Genomic DNA, 21,600 nt, shown 5'->3' on the forward strand with positions numbered 1-21,600 from the left:
AGCACCGCTAATGGCAGAAACCAGGCGCTTTCATTAGAAGGAATTACGCCTTGTGCTAGATAATAAGTGTAAAACTATTTTGCGAACAGTGGCGCAAGCACCCATTAGGTGAAAATAAATCAGAGAGTGAGAAGATGAAAGCAACGATGCAGCAGCGAATGGCAAGGATCATGCTGATGCTTAGTCTGTGCGTTTTGTTTGCTGTAGTGTTGTTGAGTCTTTTCCGGATCGCTTTTCTCGATAAACAGCTGCAAGCAGATGTTGGCAATCCTGGAAATCCAGCGGCACAACGCACGATATTTCTTGGTACGACGGGTGTGAGTTGGGATCTTGTGAATCCCGCAACAGCTCCAAACTTACTTCGTGCCGCCACCTCTGAGCAGGCAAAAGTAGCGAATTTAGTGGTGAAGGTACAAGCCGATACAACATGCCCTGATTCAGGGTGGCTTACTTTGAATACTGGAGTGCGCACGATTGGGTTAGCGCAAGCTGATGAACAATGCCGTCATTTGCCAATCATCAAAGCAAATCATCGCACCTGGCAGATCGCTGATTGGGAGCAATATCTTGTGGCAAATGACGGGAATAAATATCAACCGAAATTTGGTAACTTAGCGCAGGTATTAGCTGCAAACTCGCAGCAAATCGGGGTGATTGGGGCAGGCGCTGCGCTCGCGATGGGAAATGAGTCTGGAAATATCGGAGATTCCGCGATACAGCTAAAATCTGGGATGGCTGGAGCAAACTTAAAAACTGGCATGCAGCAAACGAAAGTGCAGTATTTCCAGCTTGCTCCGGTGCAAGCTGGTAAAGCTCGGCTTGTTACTGCCGCTGATAATGCAGTAGGCAAGCGCAACTCGGATGTGGTGCAATTGCAAAATGCCCTTGCGAAACTGGCTGATGCGCAAATGGTCATCGCAGATCTTGGTGCGGCACGCAATGATGCGCCGCTTGCTGCGCATGGTAAAAAAGATCCGCAAAGCGCGAGCGCGCTGAGTGCATCTTTTCACCCGCCTGCTTCGCCTGGCGCGGCACTTGCTAATGATGTAGCGCAGATTGATCGACGTTTTGCGCTGGTGCTTGACGAATTGCGCCGTCAAGATGATGATTTTTCTCTGAGCACCGGGAAAATTCGCCGGACACAAATAATTTTCGCTTCACTTGGAGAAGCTGATCGCACTGGCGCGAAAATGCAAGCTTATTTTTCAGCAGATTTAGCGGATATACCGGATCTGCCAGTAGCTCAACAAGCCAGTCTGCCAAATTCTGCTGCGATCAAAAGCGGTGCTGCGATCGATAGCAGCGAACTCGCATTCACAAATTCGACGCGGATCGCTGGCGTAGTGCAAAGTACGGATTTATTGCCAACGCTGGCTGCTAATGCAAACAGCCAAAATGCCAACGGCATGGAAGTCGATCTAAAAAATGCTGTTGGCGCTCCGATCACGAATTATCTCGGAAAAAATACGCCCGGCAGCCAAATCGCAAAAGTGATCGAAACCGGCATTAGAGCTGAGGCGGTGCGTTCATCGCTCGGATTTGCCTTCGTAGCTTTCTCCGTGCTTGTAGTTATTTTAAGTATTCTTGCGGTGCTGATCCTGCGCCGACGGGAAGGAGCGCTTTCGCCGATAATTACAGACCCCGATCGTGAAACGCCTACTGCACCGCGAGGATTGGGAAAGCTGCGATTTGAGGCATTTGCTGCTGCTCCTTTCGTCCACATTTTGCTTCTCACTTGCGGTGCGATCCCAGTGTCATCATTCTTGATCAATCTATTTTCCTGGTGGTATTTGCCGTTTTCCGCATTCACTTCACTCTTCCTGATCTTGTTCCTGGCTTGGGTGATTGCGCAAAGCATCTGGCAGATTTCCCGGAAGATGAGCACAGTTTGGCGGATCACAACAGCTATCCCGGAAATTGCGCCAAGTACGATTGCGGTAGCATTGATTGCTTTGATCACCGTGCTCACTCTCACGCTTGACGTGATTGGCGGATCATACTTGCACTTCTCGTCAATATTTGGAGTGCAAGCGCAGCATGCTGGAAGATTCTATGGATTTGGGAATTCCGCATTCGTCATTTTTGCACTCTCAATGTTGATTCTGACGGCTTTCGGATTGCACCTGATGCGCATCGCAAGTGCCGCAAACACTTACCGATATTTATTCGTGACGGTCATGCTTGCACTCGCAGTCTATGTAGATGGTTCCCCAATGCTGGGTGCAGATTTCGGTGGGCCGCCGGCGATGATCTGTGCTTTCCTGGTATTGTTGCTGCTGCATTTGGGGCGGCGTTTGAATCGGCGTTCAGTTTTCGTTTTTCTGCTACTTGGTTTGGCCAGTACCGTCGGGATTGCAATTCTTGATTGGCTCCGCCCGGCGAGGAAACGTACACATTTAGGGAAATTTATTGAATCGGTTTTGCAAGGAGATTTCTTTCCGGTGGTTTCTCGGAAACTTGCGGGATGGTTCACTGATGTGTCGGGTATCGTTTGGCTGCTCGTGATTTTCTTCGCGGTATGTGGAATCTGGAAGCTGCGGCATTTTAGTCGGGTGCGGACGGTGTTTCATGCACAGGATTTGACGATCGCTGGGAAGGTAGTTTTGCCGGCTGATTTCCTGGCCTGCCAGATAGCGATTTTGATGCTGCTGATATTTGGTTTAGCGATCAATGATTCGGGATTATTGCTACCTTTTATCGGACTGGTTTACGGGCTCCCGCTGGGTTTTGCGCTCGCTTTCGGCACACTATTGGATTGGCAGCAGCCAAATTCTGCAACCGAAGCGTAATCACTACAGTTTCCATAGTGGATAGATGGCGCAAAGCTGTTGCGCAGCGGAGCAAGGATTGATTCTTAGCGGTGTTTCGGCCGCACATCCGCACGGTACGCGTTATATGGCTTGCCGGGGGAGGCTTCCGCATTTGAACGCATTTCTATTGGTACTCCTTGCCGGCTGATCTGCCTGCTCATTGCTGCCCGCCAAACATCTTTATACTGATTTGCGCGATGCAATGTGCCTGCCAGGTCGTTTCGGCTTGCACGGTGTGCGAGTTTGCATGGAATCTCTTGCACCGTGAATCCTGCTACCAGCAGATCGATCGTCATTCCTACTTCCACACCCCATCCGGAAGCGAAAGGCTGTACTGCTTCATATGCTGCACGGGTCAGGCAGCGTTGACCGGAAAGTGGTTGCTGGGGGAGCCAGCCGGTGAGACGTTTGATTGCTTTCCGCCCGAGCCCCGTCACGAAACCATGCCCGCCGGCACCTTCTTGCGGTGGAAGATATGCGATCGTGCAATCAACTTCGCCATTCACTACTGGGCTGACGAGCGGGGCGCATTCAAGTGCGGAATCTTGCAAATCTGCATCGAGAAAAAGCAGCAGGCGAGGCGGTACCCCGTCAGCATCGCGCATTGCAACCACGCCAGCTCCCGTTTCCATCGCGGAAGCTTTACCACGATTTACTGAATGACGGATCACTGTGGCGCCTGCGGCTCGTGCCACCTTTTGGGTGTCGTCTTCGGAACCGTCATCTACTACAATCACTAAATCCACGTGTGGGATCGCGCGCGCGGCACGGATTGTGGCGCCGATTCGCACCGACTCGTCTTTCGCCGGAATAATCGCTGCGACGCGTTGATTGCCTTGCATGGCAGTTCCTCTCGTGAACTTGTTTATTGCTGGAATAACAGCTTCTATTCTAATACGTTTAGCGTGTGCACTGCCCGATGTTTCAGTGCTGCGCTCAGGTGGGAGTGCAGCACTGAAAGGCGAATGGCTGATTTAACGCCAAATAGTTAGCGTAGCGTGACTTGCCGGGAGACGATCCCAGCTTTTGCACGGCGCTCTTCTGGGGTTAATGGTGCCGTATTTGTGATTTCGCCAGCGAGCAGCTCTGTAAATTTCGCCAGCGGAATTTCCAAATCTGCAGCCGTGGTACCTGGGTCGAGTTCAAATACTGGGATCAGGAGGCCTTGTGCGCGGAAAGCGCCAACGAAGCGGGCCAGATCAAAATTCAGTTCGCGGCGTTGCTGCAGCCGTGCAAGTGCGTTCAGTACGGTATCTTGATCTTCACGGCGGACTAACCGCAGGAATTCGCGCTGCATTTTCGTCCAGAACGCGCCTGGTACGCCTGCTACTTCCGCAGTCGGGAAGAGCTGCTCTTTAGTTTGTGCAATGGCTTGTTGTACGTCTGATTTTTCAGCTTCGTCAGCACCGATCCAGAATCCAAAATCGTCATGCAAAGTAAATTCGGTATCCGCTGCGAGATCGAGCACGTCTTGTAAGCGTTTACCTGGCTCTGGCTGCTCGGTTTGCGTGTATGTTTCGCCATTTTTGAGTTCAAGTGCGTGCAATAGACGGTCTGCTACATCGAGGGAAAGATCGCCGGAATTCATTACCGTTTGGAGGGCAACGAGAAGTTTTCCATCGCTCCGGCGAAGCGCCCCCACCATTTGCGGCAGCATACTTACGAGCATGACATCGGCAGCGCCATTTTCGGCGTTCGTCTTTACCGTTAATGTGCCAGCGGCAAGGATTTCGCGCATTGCTACAAGTTCGGCCTCAAATGGAATCCCGGCGAAGGGGCGCTCCACGAATTGGATGCGCTTCCGCTTTGGTTTATTTTCTTTTGCGCGACGGCTTTGTTTGCCCATTTTTACTCCTGTTTTCTGTAGCGTATTTGTGTTTTCGTGTGCGTGTTCTGATTTTGTTTCAGGTTGAGATCAGATTAATCGAGGATTGATGATTAATCAACGATCCCGTAGAGGCGATCTCCTGCATCTCCTAAACCTGGCACAATATAGCCGTGCTCATTCAGTTTTTCGTCTACAGCAGCTACGAAAAGTTTCACATCGCCCCGATCGCCGATATGTTTTTCAAGTGCAGCAAGTCCTTCCGGAGCGGCAAGAATACAAATCGCGGTGACGTCACGGGCGCCGCGTTCGAGAAGATAGTCGATGGAATCAATGAGTGTGTTTCCGGTAGCGAGCATTGGGTCAAGCACGAAGCATTGCCGTCCGGTGAGATCGTCTGGAAGTCGGTTCGCATATGTGACGGCTTCTAGTGTTTCTTCGTTGCGTTTCATGCCAAGGAATCCAACTTCAGCTGAAGGCATTAGTTTCATCATGCCTTCGAGCATTCCGAGCCCGGCGCGCAGAATCGGGACCACGATCGGCATTGGTGCAGCAAGCTTTTTGCCAATCATTTTCTGAATCGGGGTAGTGATTTCTTGATCTGTAACTGCCACTTCGTGAGTTGATTCGTAGGCGAGCAGCATGATCAGTTCTTCGACGAGTTGCCGGAATACGGGTGACGGGGTTTTTTCGTCGCGAAGCACACTGAGTTTGTGTGAGACGAGTGGATGGTCAATTACCGTGAGTTTCATTTTTTGCTCTTTATCTCTTGTTTTCTTGATCTTCTTTAATTTACCTGGGTTTATTTTTATTTTGCAGAATTTGCATCATTTGATTATCTGCTGGGTGAGCTTTTGGCTTAGTTTTGCTACTTTCAGCTACTTGTTGGTGCTGATGTGTGCTTCGAGTTTTATTTTACCGTCTGCAATCGCCATGCAGGTACCAGCAATTGTTTATTCTATGCGTGATCGGAGTTTGGGTGTGAGCTGATTTTGCGTGGCGTGAGTGGCATCTTCCTTGTTGCTTGCGTAGCAGGTGTGTAAGTGCAGGTTTTGGATCTTTGCATTTTATTTGCACTTTTAGAGTTGAGCGACTATCTTATTTTGAGTACACGGCGGGTGTTTTACTCGTGCGGGCGATTAGCGCAGCGGTAGCGCGCTTCCTTCACACGGAAGAGGTCACTGGTTCGATCCCAGTATCGCCCACCGATTATTTTATTTGCGGAATTGACTGCTGCGCTGCGGATTTGCGTAGGTGGTAGATGGTAGGCGCTTTGTTTCTTGTGAGTTCATGCGCATGAGTTATTTTCTGAGTTGGCGATTTTGTTGGCGTCACGTATGATTACAGGGCGTGTGATTGTTTCTATCGCATGGTGACGTGTCCGAGCGGCCGAAGGTGCAGCACTCGAAATGCTGTGTAGTTAATAGCTACCGAGGGTTCAAATCCCTCCGTCACCGCCAAAGTTTCTGCCAAGTAGCTTGTCTACTTGGCAGAAACTTTTTGTGTTTTCGGGGGGATTTGAACCCGTGAGGGCTAAGCCGTGAAGAAAACACGTTAGTGTTTTTCGGCTTAGCGCTACCAGCTGTGCTGGTAGCGGGGCAAGAATTTTTGGGGATGCGAAGCAGCACAAAAATTTTGATAATCCCTCCGTCACCGCCATGTGTGTTGTCTCGCGACATAGTTCCGGCTATGTCGCGAGGCATTTTTTATTTTGTGTGGTGTTGTCTCGCGTCATTGTTCCTTTTTTGGGTTGGTATTTTTTGGTTTTGTCGATGGTGTGTTCGGCGAGGAATTTGTCGCGATTTTTCGGGTGTGGCGCGGAGCAATGCAGGGTTGCGCTTACACATAAAATAGTTTAAGATTCAATTATGAAAGCATTTGGATTTCTTAGTTTTGGACATCATGCCGTTGGCGGCAAGCGCGGAATGGACGCGCGAGAAAATCTCCATTCACAGCTTGAGATCGCAAAAGCTGCGGACGAAATTGGTGTAAATGGCGCATATTTCCGTGTCCATCATTTCGCTCCGCAGGGCGCGGCTCCGATGCCGATGCTCGCTGCAATAATCGGCGCTACGAAGCATATCGAGGTCGGCACCGGCGTGATCGATATGCGTTATGAGAATCCGTTCTATCTTGCTGAAGAAGCTGCAGCGCTTGATTTATTGGCGGACGGCAGGCTCGCCTTGGGCGTATCGCGTGGTTCACCTGAGCCGGCAAAGAAAGGCTGGCAGGCATTTGGCTATGCTGCACAAACCGAAAATGGTGCAGATATGGCACGTGAAAAGTTCGAGTTATTTTTAGCGGCAATTCGCGGGCATGCTATTGCGGAAGCAAATGCGCTTGAAGAGCAGTACCCGCGGATGTATCAGCCGGGCACGCCACTGCCGATTTTCCCGCATTCGCCCAATCTGGAGCAGCGCGTATGGTGGGGTTCTGGCACGAATGCGTCTGCGGTGCAGGCTGCGCGTGACGGCGTGAATCTGATGTCATCTACCTTAGTTTCGGAAGCCGATGGTAGTTCGCTGGGTGAATTGCAGGCGGAGCAGATTCGAGTCTACCGTGAAGCGTGGAAAGCGGCGGGGCACGATTGGACTCCGCGCGTATCAGTATCGCGTTCGATTTTCCCGATACTTTCTGCTGATGATCGGAAACTTTTCGGGTTGCTGGCATCGGATAAAGACGAAATCGGCTATATCGAAGGTGCTACAAAGACCACTTTTGGTCGCACTTATGCTGCGGAGCCGGATGTATTGATCGAGCAGCTGCAGGCCGATCCGGCAATCGCGGCAGCAGATACGTTGATGATCACGATTCCAAATCAGCTCGGCGTAGATACGAATGTGCGGATCTTGCAGAATTTCGCAGAGCATGTAGCTCCTGCGCTCGGCTGGATTCCGGCAACTGCAGGGCTGACGGAAGGTGATCCGATCCAGTAACGTTCGTCCGGAAACAATGCGTTAACAGGTTAATATGCGCGCCTAATTTTGCGAAGTTAGGCGCGCATTTATTTTTAGGTTTTTCCCCGTAATAAATACAAAATCACTGTGCTGAAAGTCCTTGAGATGGTGGTGTGATCTACTTCAAATAATTTTTCCGGGGGGGGGGGGGCGGTAATGGCGTTGTTTTGCGGTTAAATTGAGTCATTCATTTTTACTGACAGTAATCATCAGCAAGGCAGGTTTACACCTACTACATGGTGTCCTTAATCTGGAGATCGGATTTTGAAGATTTTCCAAGCGAAGCGTTGGTAGTTATCTATAGATCTCACGAAAGCTTGTATTGGTTTATATTGCAGGGATAAAGATGAGTCAAGTATGTAAGCGTAGAAAACGATTGATGCAAACTTTTGCTGTGGTAGCAACTGCGGCTGTTGCCCTGGCAGTCAGTGTTTTTCCGCTTGATTTACAGCAAGCACATGCTGAATTTGCAAAAGGCGGCTCGGATCCGAATCATACTTCCAAATATCTTGGCATGATCGATTGGATCGACTGGACGAAAGCCAAAAACCCGGCACAGATGGATAGCCAGGAAGTTAACTGGAGTGGTCAAAAAGCCGGCAGTGTTACGGCAAAAAATATCCAAGATGGTTACACCGTAGTTAGCGATACGCAGGTGGGGAGTAACCGGATTGTGACCACTTGTACTTTGAATAATTTTTTCTCCAATACAATTGGTCAGCATACAACTCTTGAGCAGCATCAATATTCATCCAGCCCAGCTACTGGTGAGGAGAAAATTTATTTTCACACGCCTGGTTCATATAATCGTGATGGCTGGCCAAAGATTTATCAGAAGTATGATGCTGGCAAAAAGATTGGGATCCCCGTAGGTATTGGCGGTGGAGATCAGGATATTTGGAAGCTGCTGCGTTTTGATGTGAAATGTGGCGCGAAGCTGGTTCGCGCAAATAAGCAGAAACTCGATATCCCGATTTCAGGCTTAGTTTTTGCAGATGCAGAAACGATGTCTCCACAGGAACTTTATCGGGTAGTACCAGATAAGATCGATCCAGCAGAACCCGTAAATTGGAGCTTGCTCGAATACCATAAAGCAGCAGATGATCCAGTAGATATGTCTGTGCGTAAATTGCAGGGTCAGAGCGGTTTGGAAAATTCAAAGCTGCAGAATCTGGATAAGCATCGGGGAATCGAAGTCACTAATAAGATGCGTGACAGCTCCACTGATCCGTTTGCAACCCCAACCTTCTATGCGTCAAATTCAGATGGTGCATATTTTGAGCTGAAAACTAAAGGTGGAAACTATATCGCGATCGGTGTAGTGGTTGGTGTAGATCTTGGCGATGGGCCAGAGAGCTACGGGCAGGCTGGCGCGATGGGGCAGCAGCTGATCAAAGGCGATATGTTCACTGCTTTAGAATCCGTCACAGACAATCGCTATCTGAAACTTTCAGATCAGAGATTGCGTAATACTGTAGTGAAAGGCGTACCGGATTCGTATCTTGGCGAAAAGGGCCCTGATTTGGAAACGCTTTTTGTTGGTGACGATTCGTGGACTACCCTGCAAAATGACGATAATGCAAACTACACTTCGTTAGATACATATGATGATGAAGATGCGGTTTCTGGCCCGCTGATCACGGCAGCTTATCCTGGGTTGCATGATTTGCAGATCAAGTGTACGCCTACCACTGTTCATGGTAAAGAAACGAATATCGCAGCATGGGTAGATTGGAATGCTGACGGAAAATTTACCGAAACTGAACGTTATGATACGCTCTGCGATCGTAATACTAATACAGCGCGCCTGAAATGGAATGTGACAAGCCAAATGCTGCCAAGCGCTGATAAAGCTGATGTAGCGAAGAGTTTGCTGCGCTTGGTTGCCACGGTGCAGGATCCAGTAACAGAGCCTTTCGATCATGGGTCGCTCGTGATTCGTGGCGAAGTGGAGGACCATGCAGTTACGCTCGTGCGTCCGGCGATTAATATCACCAAATCGGTAGTGGGCACAGCCGGTACTCCAGGGAAGAACACTAATCTTTCCAATTTTGAATTTACGGCAAAGATTCCGGGTGTAGACTTCTTGGACGATTCCCTGCAAGCGAAGCAAAGTACAGACAATCTTGGCAAAGCATCTTGGCGGATGAAGTTTGCTGCAGATAAGAATAAGCCGATCCCACTCACTACGAATGTGGACGATTTAACGAATCTGCAAACCGGTATTCAAGCCACGGTTGAGGAACTTAAACGAGCTGAGTATCAGCTGTATCCGCAGCCAGTTTGCCAGATCCAGCCGAAAGCTCCGTGGACGAGCACTATCCCGGTAGGTAATGTGGCAGATAATAATACGATTAATCAGCCGAATACCTATGCTTGGCCGAAGGAAGATCCGCTTACCCTGGAATCGGTTGCGGCAAGCGAGACGATCGCGGGCGGATTCAAGATTCCATTCTCGCCGAGCTCGGCAGTGAATTGCGTGGTGAAAAATCAACCTTATGCGAAGATCTCAATAAAGCCGACGCTGGACAATGCTGCACTCGAAAATGGGGCTGTTTATGATCCGAACCTGCGCTTTAGCGGAACATATACTTGTACTCCACCGGCTAACGGGAGTGCTGCGAATGCTGCGGAAGTAAAAGGTGACTGGGGTCCGATCGGAGCTAATCAGGCTTGGACTTCAGATCCGGCGAAAGCCCACATCATTCCCGGCTCTAGCTGTACTTTCAAGCAAACTAAGATCAGCTCTCAAAATACTACTGAAAATGCGCTTCCAGTAGCTGGCTCGGCACTCTACCGTTGGAAGGATGCTCAAGTTGGGCAGCCGATCACTGCTAAGGCAGTACTTGCCGGTGAAGAGCTGCAAGAAGCTTCCGTGATCAATAGTGTGGAGAAAGTAAAGCTGAGCACGCTCTCGTGGCGGGCAGTGGACGGCGGAAATACACCGCTTGCTGGTGCCGCATACCGAGTTGAGCTTCGCCCTACCGCAGGTGCGGCAAGCAATATTGACGATATTACCGATTGTGTAGCTGAAACGGCTGCCGCATGTACGGGAGCGGATAAAGACCCAGGCGTTGGAACTTTCCGGATTGAAAACGTGCCAGTTGGCGGATACCAGATTATTGAAACCATAGTGCCACCTGGTTATGAGCAGCCGAGCGACATTTCCGGCACGCTTGGCGCTGGTGATATTGCAGCTGGTGGAAAGAATGCGGGAGATTTTCCACATTCGCAAATCAAGGCATCCGTATTACCACAATTGCCGATCACTGGTGGCTTAGGTACATACATTTTTGTTCTTTTCGGTGTTGGGATCATCGCGGTTGCAACATTTGGAGGAATCACTGTTTATCAGCGGCGTGAAAAGGGCGGATCGAATTAAAGCACAGCAGCTGCTGGCTGATTTTTCGATCTCAAAGCGTTCACAAAGTAATTAAAAACAAGGAGAAATAATGAAAACAAAGCAAGTAGGTAAGAAAACACTTGCCCTAATTGCTGGGATGTTTACGAGCTTAGCGCTCGTAGTATCCGCCCCTTTCGCGTTTGGGCAGACAGGTGCTCCTGCACCAGCTGTAGGTGCAGGAAATATTGATTTTAACCAGACGGGTACGATCAATATCCACAAGTACGCTAACCCAGATAATACGAATCAGCCGGTACCTGACGGCACTGAGGTTAACCCGATTCCAGAAGGCGCAAAGCCAGTTGCGAACGTGGTATTCACCTATGCAAAGTTGCAAGATATTGATTTAACAACCAATGCTGGTTGGGCAAAGATCAAAGGCTTGAAGGTAGATGCTGACGGTACTGTGAAGGATGCTAAGCAGCAGCCAGTTACTACTGGAAAAGAAGAAAAATTTACGCCTACTTCTTTGCAAGGTCTTACCACGAAGAGCAATCTTGAGCTTGGTGTATATTTGATTAAGGAAACGTTTGCACCATATACAGTTACGAAGCCGGCTGCTCCATTCCTAGTGGTACTTCCATACGTTGCTAAAGATCAATGGCAATATACGGTAAATGCTTATCCAAAGAACACTGTAGTAACCAAGGATGATCAGCCAGTAAAGACGATCACGAAGAAGCCACATTTCCCAGGCGATAAAATCACCTGGACGATTAATCAGCGTGTACCAAAGCTGGCTGAAGGTGAGACTCTGAAGGTATTTAACATTTCCGACCAGATTCCAACACACGTGGAAAAGATTGATTCTAACAACGTGACTGTAGAAGTTAAGCGTGGCGGTGCACCACAAGCAGATATTACTGCGACAAAGCAAGTGACTAACAACAACTTGGTGACGGTTTCATTTGCTCCTAATATACTTGACAAGATTCAATCAGGAGATGAAGTAGTTGTCACGATTACTGGCACGATTAAGGAAAATGTAGAAGGAAATGTTGATAACCAAGCAAAAACAACTTTCAACAATAGAACCTTCCCATCAACCGATGATCCACATAAAAACCCAGGCGATCCTCTTATCGGAACGCCAACTAAGCTTGCTTTTGCGCCACTGACGATCAATAAGAAGAACAAGCAGCAAGAACCTTTGACTGGTGCTGAATTCAAGGTTTGGCCGGCAAAGGGTCAAGCTTGTGAAGATCCAGCTGAGGGCGCTTTCCGATTAGTTACTACTAAGACGGATGCGGGGCAGGCAGTGCTCCAGGTAGTACCAGGAGATTACTGTGTACAAGAAACTAAGGCACCAGTTGGCTATGACATCGCGGATGAATACAAGACTGCTCAGGTGAAAACAGTACCTGAAACCACCGGCTTGACACTCGATGTAGTAAACCTCCGCGTACAGGAAACTGGTACTGAGCTTCTGCCAAAGCTTCCACTCACGGGTGCAGCTGGCGCAGTACTGCTCTCCCTGGTCGGCACCGCAATTACCGCAATTGCACTCGGCTACGGTTTCGTAGTACTCCGCCGTCGCTCAAACGAACAGTAAGTAGCTTGACTGCAAAGAGGATCAATCATCACTCATTGTGACTAAGAAAGTAGGTGCTCGCCGCAAATAAAGCAGAATTGTTTGTGGCGAGCACTCTTTTATTGCCGCATCACAAGATGCACTAAAAAATCAATACCTAACCTTTTCATAAGCAAGTGTTTCTGGGGGGGGGCGGAAAAATTTAACTCTAAATGAAAACAGGTAGTGCAAGAAGCCGGGCAAGTTATCAAGACGCACGGCAAAGCAAAGCAGCGAAATTACAAACTGCGATCCCTGCGCTACCCACCCCACAGAAAGTGCCAGATAAATGAACCGCCTTGGAATTAGAAAAAAGCTGATCGCAAGTGCAATCGCACTCATCCTCGCCCCGATTACCGTGGTGAGCGCAATTTCGAGCGAACAGCCTGCCTACGCAGCATTCGGCGAAGGCGGTTACACCGAAGAGAACACCTCTCGATACCATAGCCTGATCGACTGGATCGACTGGTCAGCAGCAAAAGATCCAGCTCAGCTTGCAGGGCAGAAAATCAACTGGACGGAACAGGCAGCCTTCAAAATCAGTGCCGCACAGATCAATAAAAACGGCGGATATACGGCGGAAAACGTTTCCACCATTGGGGAAAATAAACTGATTCGCACATGTAAACTCACCAATTTTTACCACGATCTGGGAGGAACCAATGGAAAATACACAGATCAGCTTGCTAGTGATGAGAAAGCACTAGTAGTACATATTCCCGGCGCATGGCCCCACGACGGTTGGGACGATATTTACCAAGCTCACGATGACGTAAAAAAGAAAGGTCTACCAGTAGGTATTGGTGTGTACGGTGTAAACATCAGTCAGCGAGTTCGCTTTGATGTTTCTTGTAAAGCTGTATTGCAAAGAAAAAATGGAGCTGACGTAGACGTGCCCCTCTCAGGGCTAGTTTTTGCTGATGCAGAAACAATGTCGGGGGGTGAATATAATCGAATGACACCCGCAAAAATCGACACAAAGCAGGTAGAATGGGGGCTGCTGGAATATCATCCTGCCAATCCCGATAAGAACCTATGGATTGGGCAGCGAAATAGCAATGCAAGCTGGAAACACTCAAGCTTAAAACGCCTCGCCACCGATCGGCAAATCGAAGTTACCACATCCGAAGGTGTAAGCAATAAAGAATTCCACCCAACCCCTACCATGTTTGCATCCAATGCAAATGGGGCACACGTAGAACTCTGGACAGAGGGCGGTAACTATATTGCAATCGGGATGGTGATCGGGGTAGACCTTGGCGACGGGCCGAAAAGCTACGGGCAGGCTGGCGCAATGGGGCAGCAGCTGATCCAAGGTGATATGTGGCCACTAATTTCCGAGAAACCGCAAGGTCACCATATTAATTTCATTGATCGTCGCGTAGAAAAAACTCGTGTTGAAGGCGTACCTGCCCCATACCTGGGCAGAAACGGGCCTGATACGGAAACGCTATACATTGGGAAAGATTCTTGGACGACACTCGAAAACGATGATCGGAAAAATTCCACATCTCTCGAGTCTTACGACGACGAAGATGCTGTTTCTGATCCACTGATTACCGCCGCATATCCGGGCAAACACGAACTCACAATCAAATGTGAACCCTCACCCATTGAAGGAAAAACTACACATGTATCAGCATGGTTAGACTGGAATGCTGACGGAAAATTCACTGAAACTGAACGCTATAACACCACGTGTTCGCTTGCTTCTAAATCAGCCAAACTTGTCTGGGATGTTAATAGTACAATGACTCCAAGCAAGACAAGCCCTGATATTGCTCCTAGTTTGCTGCGCCTAATTGCCACTACCCAAGATGTGTCTACCTTTGAACATAATTCCCTTGTCGAAAATGGTGAAGTAGAAGATCACGCTGTAACCCTTATTCGTCCTGCAATTAACGTAACCAAGAAAATCGTTAATACGAATGGGCAGGATGTGCCCACAGCAAAGCGAGACGGCTTCAAATTCACTGCCGATACTCCTGGGATCAGCTTCCTTGAAGATAATCTCACTGCCACGCAAACCACAGACGCGCAAGGGCAAGCATCGTGGCGGATGAAGTTTAACTCGCAAAAAACTATCCCGATTACTACGAACGTATCTGAGATAACAAACCTCGAAGCACCAATCACGGCAACAATCACAGAAGCTATCAATCCGGCATACCGAAACTACACGGCACCAGTATGTAAGCTGCTTCCCAAAGCGAGCTGGGTAGATACACCGCCGGTAGGTGAAATCCTAGCTGAAAGCACAGGCACACAGGCAACAGTGAATCAGCAAGGCACCTATGCTTGGCCAAAAAATACGCCGCTTTCTCCGCAAGTACTTCCGAATAGCACTGATCATGCTGCTGGTATCGCATTTCAATTCACGCCTAGCTCTGCCGTCGAATGCAACTTTGTGAATCAGCCTTTCGCGCAGATTTCTGTAAAACCCACAATTGATGGCACGCACCTGAAAACCACACCAACATACGATCAAAACCTGCGGTTCTCTGGCACATACACATGTACTCCACCCACAACCGGCACAGATGCAGATAAGGCACCAGTAACGGGCACTTGGGGGCCAGTGGCAGCAGGAACGGTGTGGAAATCAGACCCGGCACAAAAACAAATCATTCCTGGCTCTACTTGCGTAGTAAAACAGGAAACAATTACGGCAAACGGAAATCCGCAAGCTGCACCCGTGGCAGGCAGTGGCGTTTACTACTGGACAAAACCAGTACTGGAACCGGTAGAGATTGCTGCAAATGCCGTCTTAGCTGGTGAAACACTCACCGAAGCGAAACTGAGCAATCCGGTAGCTGAACGGGAAGTTGCCGGTATCAGTTGGCGTTCCGTGAATGAAGCGAGTGAACTTTTGCGTGGTTCGGTATTCACTGTAAAAGTAGTATCGCCAGACGGTGCGGAAAGTAATATTTCAGATATTGCTGATTGTGCGGCAGATACGGCAGATGCATGCACTGGCTTGGATCAAGATCCACGCGCAGGATACTTCAAACTAAAGGAAATTCCAGTTGGAACATATGAAATCAAAGAAACAACAACTCCAGCAGGATATGACCCGCCAAATACACTCGAAGGCGAAATCACAATTCAAGAAATGGGGAAGATAAAAGCTGCCGGAGACGCGATACATCCGCGAATTTCAGCTGATGTCCTCCCGCAACTTCCGATAACTGGTGGTTTAGGCAGCTACATTTTCACCGTAATTGGGATTATCCTGGCTGGTGTTGCTTTTATTTATGGCGTGATTGCGATTCGGAGGCAGATGCGTGCCAAAGCATAGGCAAAAAACAAAAAAGCGAATCAATAAATCTGCGATCGTGGTAGCAGTACTTTTTCTGCTCGGCACGACTGTAGTGCTTTACCCACAGGCAGCGCAATGGTTTAGCCAACTGCGGCAATCACGGATCGTCAGTGCATACGAAGATCTTGCGCAGCGCGCGGTGCCAGATGAAGCGACACAAATCCAGCAAGCACACAAATATAATGAACTGCTTGCCGGGGAGCAGCTAGTAGATATTGCCGGGCACGTGCCGACCACTCGCGAAAAGCACCTAACCACGCAAAATCAAGGGCTACTGCCCTATGATCAGCAACTGTTAGTGGACGAAAGCGGGCTGATGGGGCGGGTGCTCGTGCCGAGCGCGGACATCGATTTGCCGATTTATCACGGCTCCTCAGACACCACACTCTTAAAAGGTGCAGGGCATTTGCAAGGTACCGCGCTGCCAGTTGGCGGCGCAGGGACGCGTGCAGTGATCACCGCACATCGCGGCCTGGCAGAGTCGGCAATGTTCACGCATCTTGACCAGGCAAAAATCGGTGATCAGATCATCTTCCAGATTTTCGGCAAAACCCTCGTCTACCAGATCTCAGATATTCAAATAGTGGAGCCAGACGCAACCGAATCAATTCGTGCTCAGGCGGGAGCAGACCTCGCTACATTAATTACCTGCACCCCGCTGGGGATCAATTCGCATCGGATCATTGTGACGGGAGAACGAGTAACGCCAGAGCCAGATGATGCTGTCGCACAAGCTGAGGCAGTATCAGCATTGCCACACTTTCCGTGGTGGATCGTGATTTGGTGTCTGGCATTGCTCTTGTGCCTCTGGTTTATCTGGTTTGCGCGCACACCTGTAAAGCGAAAAACACAAGAAACACAAGAAACAAACCAGGGCGCCGTCAGCTCGCAATAAAATCTCAGCGCAGATCAACTGCGGAGGTTTTCGCCAAACCATTCCCGCAGCTGGTTTGCCGTCTGGGCGTGCATCACCCCGCCAATTACTTCGACCTGATGCGGCAGCCGCGCATCGCGCAACACATCACGCAAAGAACCGGCGGCACCGGCTTTTTCATCCCATGCGCCAAAAATCACCCGGTCAATTCGCGAATTAATGATTGCTCCTGCACACATCGTGCACGGCTCAAGGGTGACGATTAAGGTGCACCCAGCTAAATTCCAGCCGCCGAGTTTTTTCGCTGCGGCACGCAAGGCATTGATTTCTGCATGACCAACCGGATCTGCAGCCACTTCGCGCGTATTAAATCCGCGTCCGATAATTTTTCCCGCACCATCACAAACGATCGCGCCGACGGGGATATCGCCCGCTGCACCTGCCTGATCGGCAAGTAGCATCGCCTCACGCATCAGGCTATTTGCAAATTCACGCATCAAAACGCCTTTCTGCTGCCGGTGATCGAATCGAAATCGGGAAGTATTTTGCACTTTGCCAAATACAGATCGCCACAAAATCTGTGCCAGATCAAAACTAATTTTAAGCTAAATCCGCGCAGCTGCGCAGCTGCCAGGAAAAGCTGGTGTGGCAGCCGAAAACGGCAGCTTATTGCCGGCGGAAATCCAGAATTATCAGAAAACTAGATTATGTTAATCAAATGTATAGATAATGTTAAACTTCATGCAATTTAGTACGATTATGACGGTATAAATAGTCCGAAATATTTCTTGGAAAAATTCATAGTAAGGAAGTCGGAATGCGCACTACGCCTCCGCCGATCGGAACAGGCAGTCTGCTCGCAGCAATGCAGCAACTTTCTCCTGCAAATCATGCAATGCTCAGATATCTTTCAGGTATGGTCAAACCAATGACGATTGCGCAGATTGCGCAAGATCAAGATCTGCATCAAAACTCCGTGCGGGAAAGTATCGAGGCGTTATACGCGGCCGGTCTGATTGAGCGCAGCAAAGTTGGATCCGCATCTCGGGGACGGCCAGCCTGGGCATACTATTCAATTGCGCCGAAAACTGATGCGGTCTTTGGTGTGTACGTTTCAAAATTTGCATGTGCAATTTCCGAAATGTTCCGGATGAAATCAGATAATCCAAAATCGCTCGCCTATACGTTGGGAGCATATTGGGCTGGAGAGCTTGATGAAATTGCTGCCGCAGAAGCCCGGGGGTTGATTCGCAGCGATACCGAATATCAGGATCTGCCAGACCAGGAAAAAGTATTCATTTTACGCAGTTTACTCTCTGCCGTCGGCCATGCTGCGAAATTAAATAGCGAAAATTGCCGCACGCTGTGCATTGGCACATGCCCATTCCGCGATACGGACGGCAGCATCGATCAAATCGTCTGCGAAATCCATCGTGGGCAAGTTAGCCAAATCGTGCAATATTTAAGTGATAATTCCGAACGCGCATTTTTGCGTCCACGAGTGCGGCCCGGAGTATGTGAGTTAACGATCGAAAAGGCGCGGCGAAATGATAAACAGTGTCGATAATCCGAAAAATAAGATGCCTTTGTCCGGCTTGACGGAAGGCGAAGTACAAACGCGAATCGCGCAGGGGAAAATCAATAAACTTCCGCCACGCACGGGAAAAACCGTCGGCGATATTATTCGCGCAAACGTCTTTACCCGGATCAACGCGATCCTCGGAGTTCTTTTTGTGCTGGTGATTACGACGGGTTCGTGGATTAACAGTGCTTTTGGGCTGCTGATCGTTGTAAATTCGGCAATTGGGATCGTGCAGGAGTTACGTGCGCGCGCCACGCTCGAATCGCTCACATTGATTGGTGAAGAACATCCAACAGTGATTCGCGATGGGGTACAGCGCGAAATCCCGCAAGCGCAGCTCGTGCTTGATGATGTGATTTATCTGCAGGCAGGTAAAGAAATCGTGGTAGACGGGAGCGTGCTTGACGCACAATATCTCGCCGTTGATGAATCGATGCTGACGGGTGAAGCTGATCCGGTGGTGAAGCAGCCAGGTGATGAGATCCTCTCTGGGAGCTTCGTAGTGGTTGGTACCGGCGCCTATCGTGTAACGCGCGTGGGGGAGGCATCATATGCGGCGAAGATCGCTGCGCAAGCTGCGAAGTATGAACTCACGAAGTCGAAACTGCAGCAGGGGATCGACACGATTTTGAAATACATCGTCTGGATTCTGATTCCGGTTGGGCTGCTCACGATTGTGATGCAATACCGTGGCGGGCATCAGGATTGGAATTCGTTGATTTTGGCAATTACGGGTGCACTGGTGCCAATGGTGCCCGAAGGATTGATTTTGATTACCTCGACGGCATTTGCTCTAGGGGTGATCCGGCTTGGAAAACGGAATTGCTTAGTAAACGAATTGCCGGCAATTGAGGGATTAGCCCGGGTGAACGTGGTGTGTGCCGATAAAACAGGCACGCTCACAGAGAATAAGCTCGAATTTCGTGATGCGTATGCGCCGCGTGAAAGTGAAGACGGCACAAAAGTAAGCACTCCTGCTGCGGGTGGAAGTGAAATCTCGGCTTCGGCAGCGGCGCAGTCCATCGCTGTGAGTGAGAGATATCGGCAGATTCTGGCACAAATCTCGTGGAGTGATCCAGACCCGAATATGACGATGCTGGCGATACGTAATGAATTTAGCCAACCTGCTGCACGTGATCAGTGGCATGAGATCGCCCGGCAGCCTTTTAGTTCAGCGAATAAATGGTCGGGTGTGAGTTTTTCGCTCGATACTGATCCGGCAAGAGCTGCTGTGGAAAATGCGCCTGCATTAACTGAAACTGGCGTGAAGCACGCGAACTATATTATTGGTGCGCCAGATGTGCTTCTTAAACCGGTCGCGGAGGATCACGCGAATTGGCTTTCGCTAGTGGCAGCTTATGAAAATGACGGCTTGCGGGTGCTTTTGCTTGGTGAAGTGAATTGTGCAGTGGCGCAATATCGTGCAGAATGCGCTGTTAGTGCTGGATTTACGCCATTAGCTGTGCTTGTATTCGATCAGACGATCCGTCCGGATGTGGAAGAAACACTCGCGTATTTCAATACCCAAAATGTTGCTTTGAAGGTAATTTCTGGAGATAATCTCCGCTCTGTGACTGCCGTCGCAAACCGTTTGGGGATTGATACTTCCCACGGTGTGGATGCCCGAGATTTGGATCATGAAGGAAATAGTGCAGAATTTGATGCGCAAGTTTTGGCAGGCGGAGTATTTGGCCGTGTCCGGCCTGAGCAGAAACAGGAAATGGTACATGCCCTGCAGCGCGGCGGAAATACCGTGGCGATGACGGGAGACGGCGTAAACGATGTGCTTGCTTTGAAGGATGCCGATATTGGGGTTGCGATGGGGTCAGGCTCTTCAGCCTCACGTTCAGTAGCGAAAATTGTGTTACTTGATAATAAATTCGCTACTTTGCCGCATGTGGTGGCAGAAGGGCGGCGAGTGATCGGCAATATCGAGCGCGTGGCAAATCTTTTCCTGACGAAAACCACGTATTCGGCAATGATGGCGATGCTCGTGATAGTTGCTGCTGTGCCGTTCCCATTCCAGCCGATCCATGTGACGATCACGGGTTGGTTTACGATCGGTATTCCAGCTTTTATCCTCGCATTGCCGCCGAATCATCGACGGGCACGGGATGGGTTTGTGCGCCGGGTATTGAGCTTTGCGATGCCTTCAGGTGTGATCGTGGGTGCAAGTTCATTCGCTACTTATTTGATAGTTTCTGGGGGACGGGTGCCGCAAGTGCATGTGCAGGAATCTACTGCGGCGCTTGCAGCGCTGATCATCACTTCTACGTGGGTGCTTGCTTGTGTGGCGCGGCCGTTTAATTGGTGGAAGTGGTTGCTGATTGTTTTACCGCTTGCAGGTTATGGCATTATTTTCAACTGGAGTTTCACGCAGCAGCTATTTTTGCTTGATTCGAGTAATTCGCAAATGATGTGGACGGCGGTAATGATCGGTGGGATTGGTGTAGTTTTAATTGAGTTGCTTTGGCGGATTGTGCGTGGCCGTCTGGCATAAAACTCGCAAATCTAGAATCTGCTGCGGAAGAAAAGTTGCTGGCAAAAATCCCAGGAAATTCCCAGCTTTACTTGCGAGCCTTTCAAGGTTTGCCGTGCATACTATTTACATAACGACAGAACTTCAAAATTCTTCTCTATGATTGTCATGTTTTCTTTGTCGTTGTGTGTATGAGTGCAAAGTGAATACCGCGGTTTGAGATTTTGGAATTAGTGCCTCCGAGAGTTTCAAATCGCGCCCCCTCGGTGGGCAGCCAAATGCGTGGATGGCTGCCCACCGTTTTAATATTTTCAGCCCACGCGTTGTGGCGGGAGCCTGAAAATTGCTGCAAGATCAGCAGATGATTACTTTTTTGCAGCCATTCCGAGATAAATCGAAATTGTGACGCTTGCACAGACGGTGCAGACGACCCAGCGGATCCAGTCGATTCCGCGCGTATCCATTGGGTATCCGAATGCGCCGAGAATGAGGTTGCCGATTACTACGCCAACTACGCCCAAGAGCATTGTTGCGATGATGGAAAGGTTTTGATTACCTTTCATGAACAGGCGGGCAAGCGCGCCAATCACAAGACCAAAAATTAGGGTACCGATAATATTTCCCATTTGTGTTTCCTTTCTGTGACGTCAGACTGGAATGTCTTGCTTGATTGAATCTTTGACGTCAAGAAGATTCGCGAAAAAGCCTAGTATGAATCGCGAAAATGGGTTAGTTAGCAACTAATTTTTTTGCTCTTGGTGGATGTTTTGCGCCTCTCGCA

At 49.4% G+C, this 21,600-nt stretch carries 13 protein-coding genes and 2 tRNA genes; 10 read left to right on the forward strand and 5 right to left on the reverse strand.

The genetic code is table 11. The features are described 5' to 3' along the window. The first annotated feature begins 134 nt into the window (after positions 1 to 134). Positions 135 to 2,789 carry a hypothetical protein gene (locus J2S36_RS05830; protein WP_309956451.1) on the forward strand — a complete coding sequence of 885 codons (2,655 nt, stop codon included), beginning with the start codon at positions 135 to 137 and terminating at the stop codon, positions 2,787 to 2,789. A 65-nt stretch (positions 2,790 to 2,854) separates the two neighbouring features. On the opposite strand, the gene J2S36_RS05835 is transcribed toward J2S36_RS05830, so the two are convergent. From J2S36_RS05835 to upp, 3 genes are all read right to left on the reverse strand, one after another. Continuing rightward, positions 2,855 to 3,652, reverse strand: coding sequence for a glycosyltransferase family 2 protein (locus tag J2S36_RS05835; RefSeq protein WP_309956453.1), 798 nt, complete (start codon positions 3,650 to 3,652; stop codon positions 2,855 to 2,857). 146 nt (positions 3,653 to 3,798) lie between these two features. Then, complete coding sequence (locus tag J2S36_RS05840; protein ID WP_309956455.1) at positions 3,799 to 4,656, reverse strand: DUF5926 family protein; 858 nt, start codon at positions 4,654 to 4,656, stop codon at positions 3,799 to 3,801. A gap of 92 nt (positions 4,657 to 4,748) precedes the next feature. Next, positions 4,749 to 5,387: a uracil phosphoribosyltransferase gene (gene upp, locus J2S36_RS05845; protein WP_309956457.1), complete on the reverse strand. Its 639-nt coding sequence runs from the start codon at positions 5,385 to 5,387 to the stop codon at positions 4,749 to 4,751. A 381-nt stretch (positions 5,388 to 5,768) separates the two neighbouring features. Here upp and J2S36_RS05850 point away from each other — a divergent pair. The 7 genes from J2S36_RS05850 to J2S36_RS05880 all read left to right on the forward strand — a co-directional run bounded on the left by J2S36_RS05850 (position 5,769) and on the right by J2S36_RS05880 (position 16,779). After that, positions 5,769 to 5,840: transfer RNA gene (locus J2S36_RS05850), tRNA-Val, on the forward strand. 166 nt (positions 5,841 to 6,006) lie between these two features. Continuing rightward, positions 6,007 to 6,095: transfer RNA gene (locus J2S36_RS05855), tRNA-Ser, on the forward strand. Positions 6,096 to 6,503: 408 nt separating this feature from the next. Next, positions 6,504 to 7,571, forward strand: a complete 1,068-nt coding sequence (locus tag J2S36_RS05860) for an LLM class flavin-dependent oxidoreductase (RefSeq protein WP_309956459.1) — start codon at positions 6,504 to 6,506, stop codon at positions 7,569 to 7,571. Between the two features lie 400 nt (positions 7,572 to 7,971). Further along, positions 7,972 to 10,974, forward strand: coding sequence for a CshA/CshB family fibrillar adhesin-related protein (locus J2S36_RS05865; protein ID WP_309956461.1), 3,003 nt, complete (start codon positions 7,972 to 7,974; stop codon positions 10,972 to 10,974). A 70-nt stretch (positions 10,975 to 11,044) separates the two neighbouring features. Next, a complete protein-coding gene (locus J2S36_RS05870) occupies positions 11,045 to 12,547 on the forward strand; it encodes a SpaH/EbpB family LPXTG-anchored major pilin (RefSeq protein WP_309956463.1) in 1,503 nt (500 codons plus the stop codon). A gap of 307 nt (positions 12,548 to 12,854) precedes the next feature. Then, complete coding sequence (locus J2S36_RS05875) at positions 12,855 to 15,863, forward strand: CshA/CshB family fibrillar adhesin-related protein (protein WP_309956465.1); 3,009 nt, start codon at positions 12,855 to 12,857, stop codon at positions 15,861 to 15,863. Further along, positions 15,850 to 16,779, forward strand: coding sequence for a class C sortase (locus tag J2S36_RS05880; protein ID WP_309956467.1), 930 nt, complete (start codon positions 15,850 to 15,852; stop codon positions 16,777 to 16,779). Before J2S36_RS05875 ends, J2S36_RS05880 begins: the two co-directional genes overlap by 14 nt. 14 nt (positions 16,780 to 16,793) lie before the next feature. On the opposite strand, the gene J2S36_RS05885 is transcribed toward J2S36_RS05880, so the two are convergent. Continuing rightward, complete coding sequence (locus J2S36_RS05885) at positions 16,794 to 17,255, reverse strand: nucleoside deaminase (protein ID WP_309956469.1); 462 nt, start codon at positions 17,253 to 17,255, stop codon at positions 16,794 to 16,796. A 320-nt stretch (positions 17,256 to 17,575) separates the two neighbouring features. On the opposite strand from J2S36_RS05885, the gene J2S36_RS05890 reads away from it, so the two are divergent. Both J2S36_RS05890 and J2S36_RS05895 read left to right on the forward strand, forming a co-directional pair. After that, on the forward strand, positions 17,576 to 18,325 hold the full coding sequence (locus J2S36_RS05890) for a helix-turn-helix domain-containing protein (RefSeq protein ID WP_309956471.1): 750 nt from the start codon (positions 17,576 to 17,578) through the stop codon (positions 18,323 to 18,325). Further along, positions 18,306 to 20,840: an HAD-IC family P-type ATPase gene (locus J2S36_RS05895; protein ID WP_309956473.1), complete on the forward strand. Its 2,535-nt coding sequence runs from the start codon at positions 18,306 to 18,308 to the stop codon at positions 20,838 to 20,840. The genes J2S36_RS05890 and J2S36_RS05895 overlap by 20 nt, the downstream gene beginning before the upstream one ends. Before the next feature lie 344 nt (positions 20,841 to 21,184). Here the strand turns inward: J2S36_RS05895 and J2S36_RS05900 are convergent, their stop codons facing one another. Continuing rightward, on the reverse strand, positions 21,185 to 21,445 hold the full coding sequence (locus J2S36_RS05900; RefSeq protein ID WP_309956475.1) for a GlsB/YeaQ/YmgE family stress response membrane protein: 261 nt from the start codon (positions 21,443 to 21,445) through the stop codon (positions 21,185 to 21,187). Between the last annotated feature and the right edge of the window lie 155 nt (positions 21,446 to 21,600).

It is taken from the genome of Arcanobacterium hippocoleae (assembly GCF_031456295.1).
GTDB classification, from domain to species: Bacteria; Actinomycetota; Actinomycetes; order Actinomycetales; family Actinomycetaceae; genus Arcanobacterium_A; species Arcanobacterium_A hippocoleae.

Excerpts from the sequence above, each read along its gene's own strand:
- J2S36_RS05895 (WP_309956473.1), top strand. The coding sequence starts at position 18,306 with ATGATAAACAGTGTCGATAATCCGAAAAATAAGATGCCTTTGTCCGGC.
- J2S36_RS05890 (WP_309956471.1), top strand. The coding sequence starts at position 17,576 with ATGCGCACTACGCCTCCGCCGATCGGAACAGGCAGTCTGCTCGCAGCA.
- J2S36_RS05865 (WP_309956461.1), top strand. The coding sequence starts at position 7,972 with ATGCAAACTTTTGCTGTGGTAGCAACTGCGGCTGTTGCCCTGGCAGTC.
- J2S36_RS05870 (WP_309956463.1), top strand. The coding sequence starts at position 11,045 with ATGAAAACAAAGCAAGTAGGTAAGAAAACACTTGCCCTAATTGCTGGG.
- J2S36_RS05840 (WP_309956455.1), bottom strand. The coding sequence starts at position 4,656 with ATGGGCAAACAAAGCCGTCGCGCAAAAGAAAATAAACCAAAGCGGAAG.
- upp (WP_309956457.1), bottom strand. The coding sequence starts at position 5,387 with ATGAAACTCACGGTAATTGACCATCCACTCGTCTCACACAAACTCAGT.
- J2S36_RS05875 (WP_309956465.1), top strand. The coding sequence starts at position 12,855 with ATGAACCGCCTTGGAATTAGAAAAAAGCTGATCGCAAGTGCAATCGCA.
- J2S36_RS05835 (WP_309956453.1), bottom strand. The coding sequence starts at position 3,652 with ATGCAAGGCAATCAACGCGTCGCAGCGATTATTCCGGCGAAAGACGAG.
- J2S36_RS05885 (WP_309956469.1), bottom strand. The coding sequence starts at position 17,255 with ATGCGTGAATTTGCAAATAGCCTGATGCGTGAGGCGATGCTACTTGCC.
- J2S36_RS05900 (WP_309956475.1), bottom strand. The coding sequence starts at position 21,445 with ATGGGAAATATTATCGGTACCCTAATTTTTGGTCTTGTGATTGGCGCG.
- J2S36_RS05830 (WP_309956451.1), top strand. The coding sequence starts at position 135 with ATGAAAGCAACGATGCAGCAGCGAATGGCAAGGATCATGCTGATGCTT.
- J2S36_RS05860 (WP_309956459.1), top strand. The coding sequence starts at position 6,504 with ATGAAAGCATTTGGATTTCTTAGTTTTGGACATCATGCCGTTGGCGGC.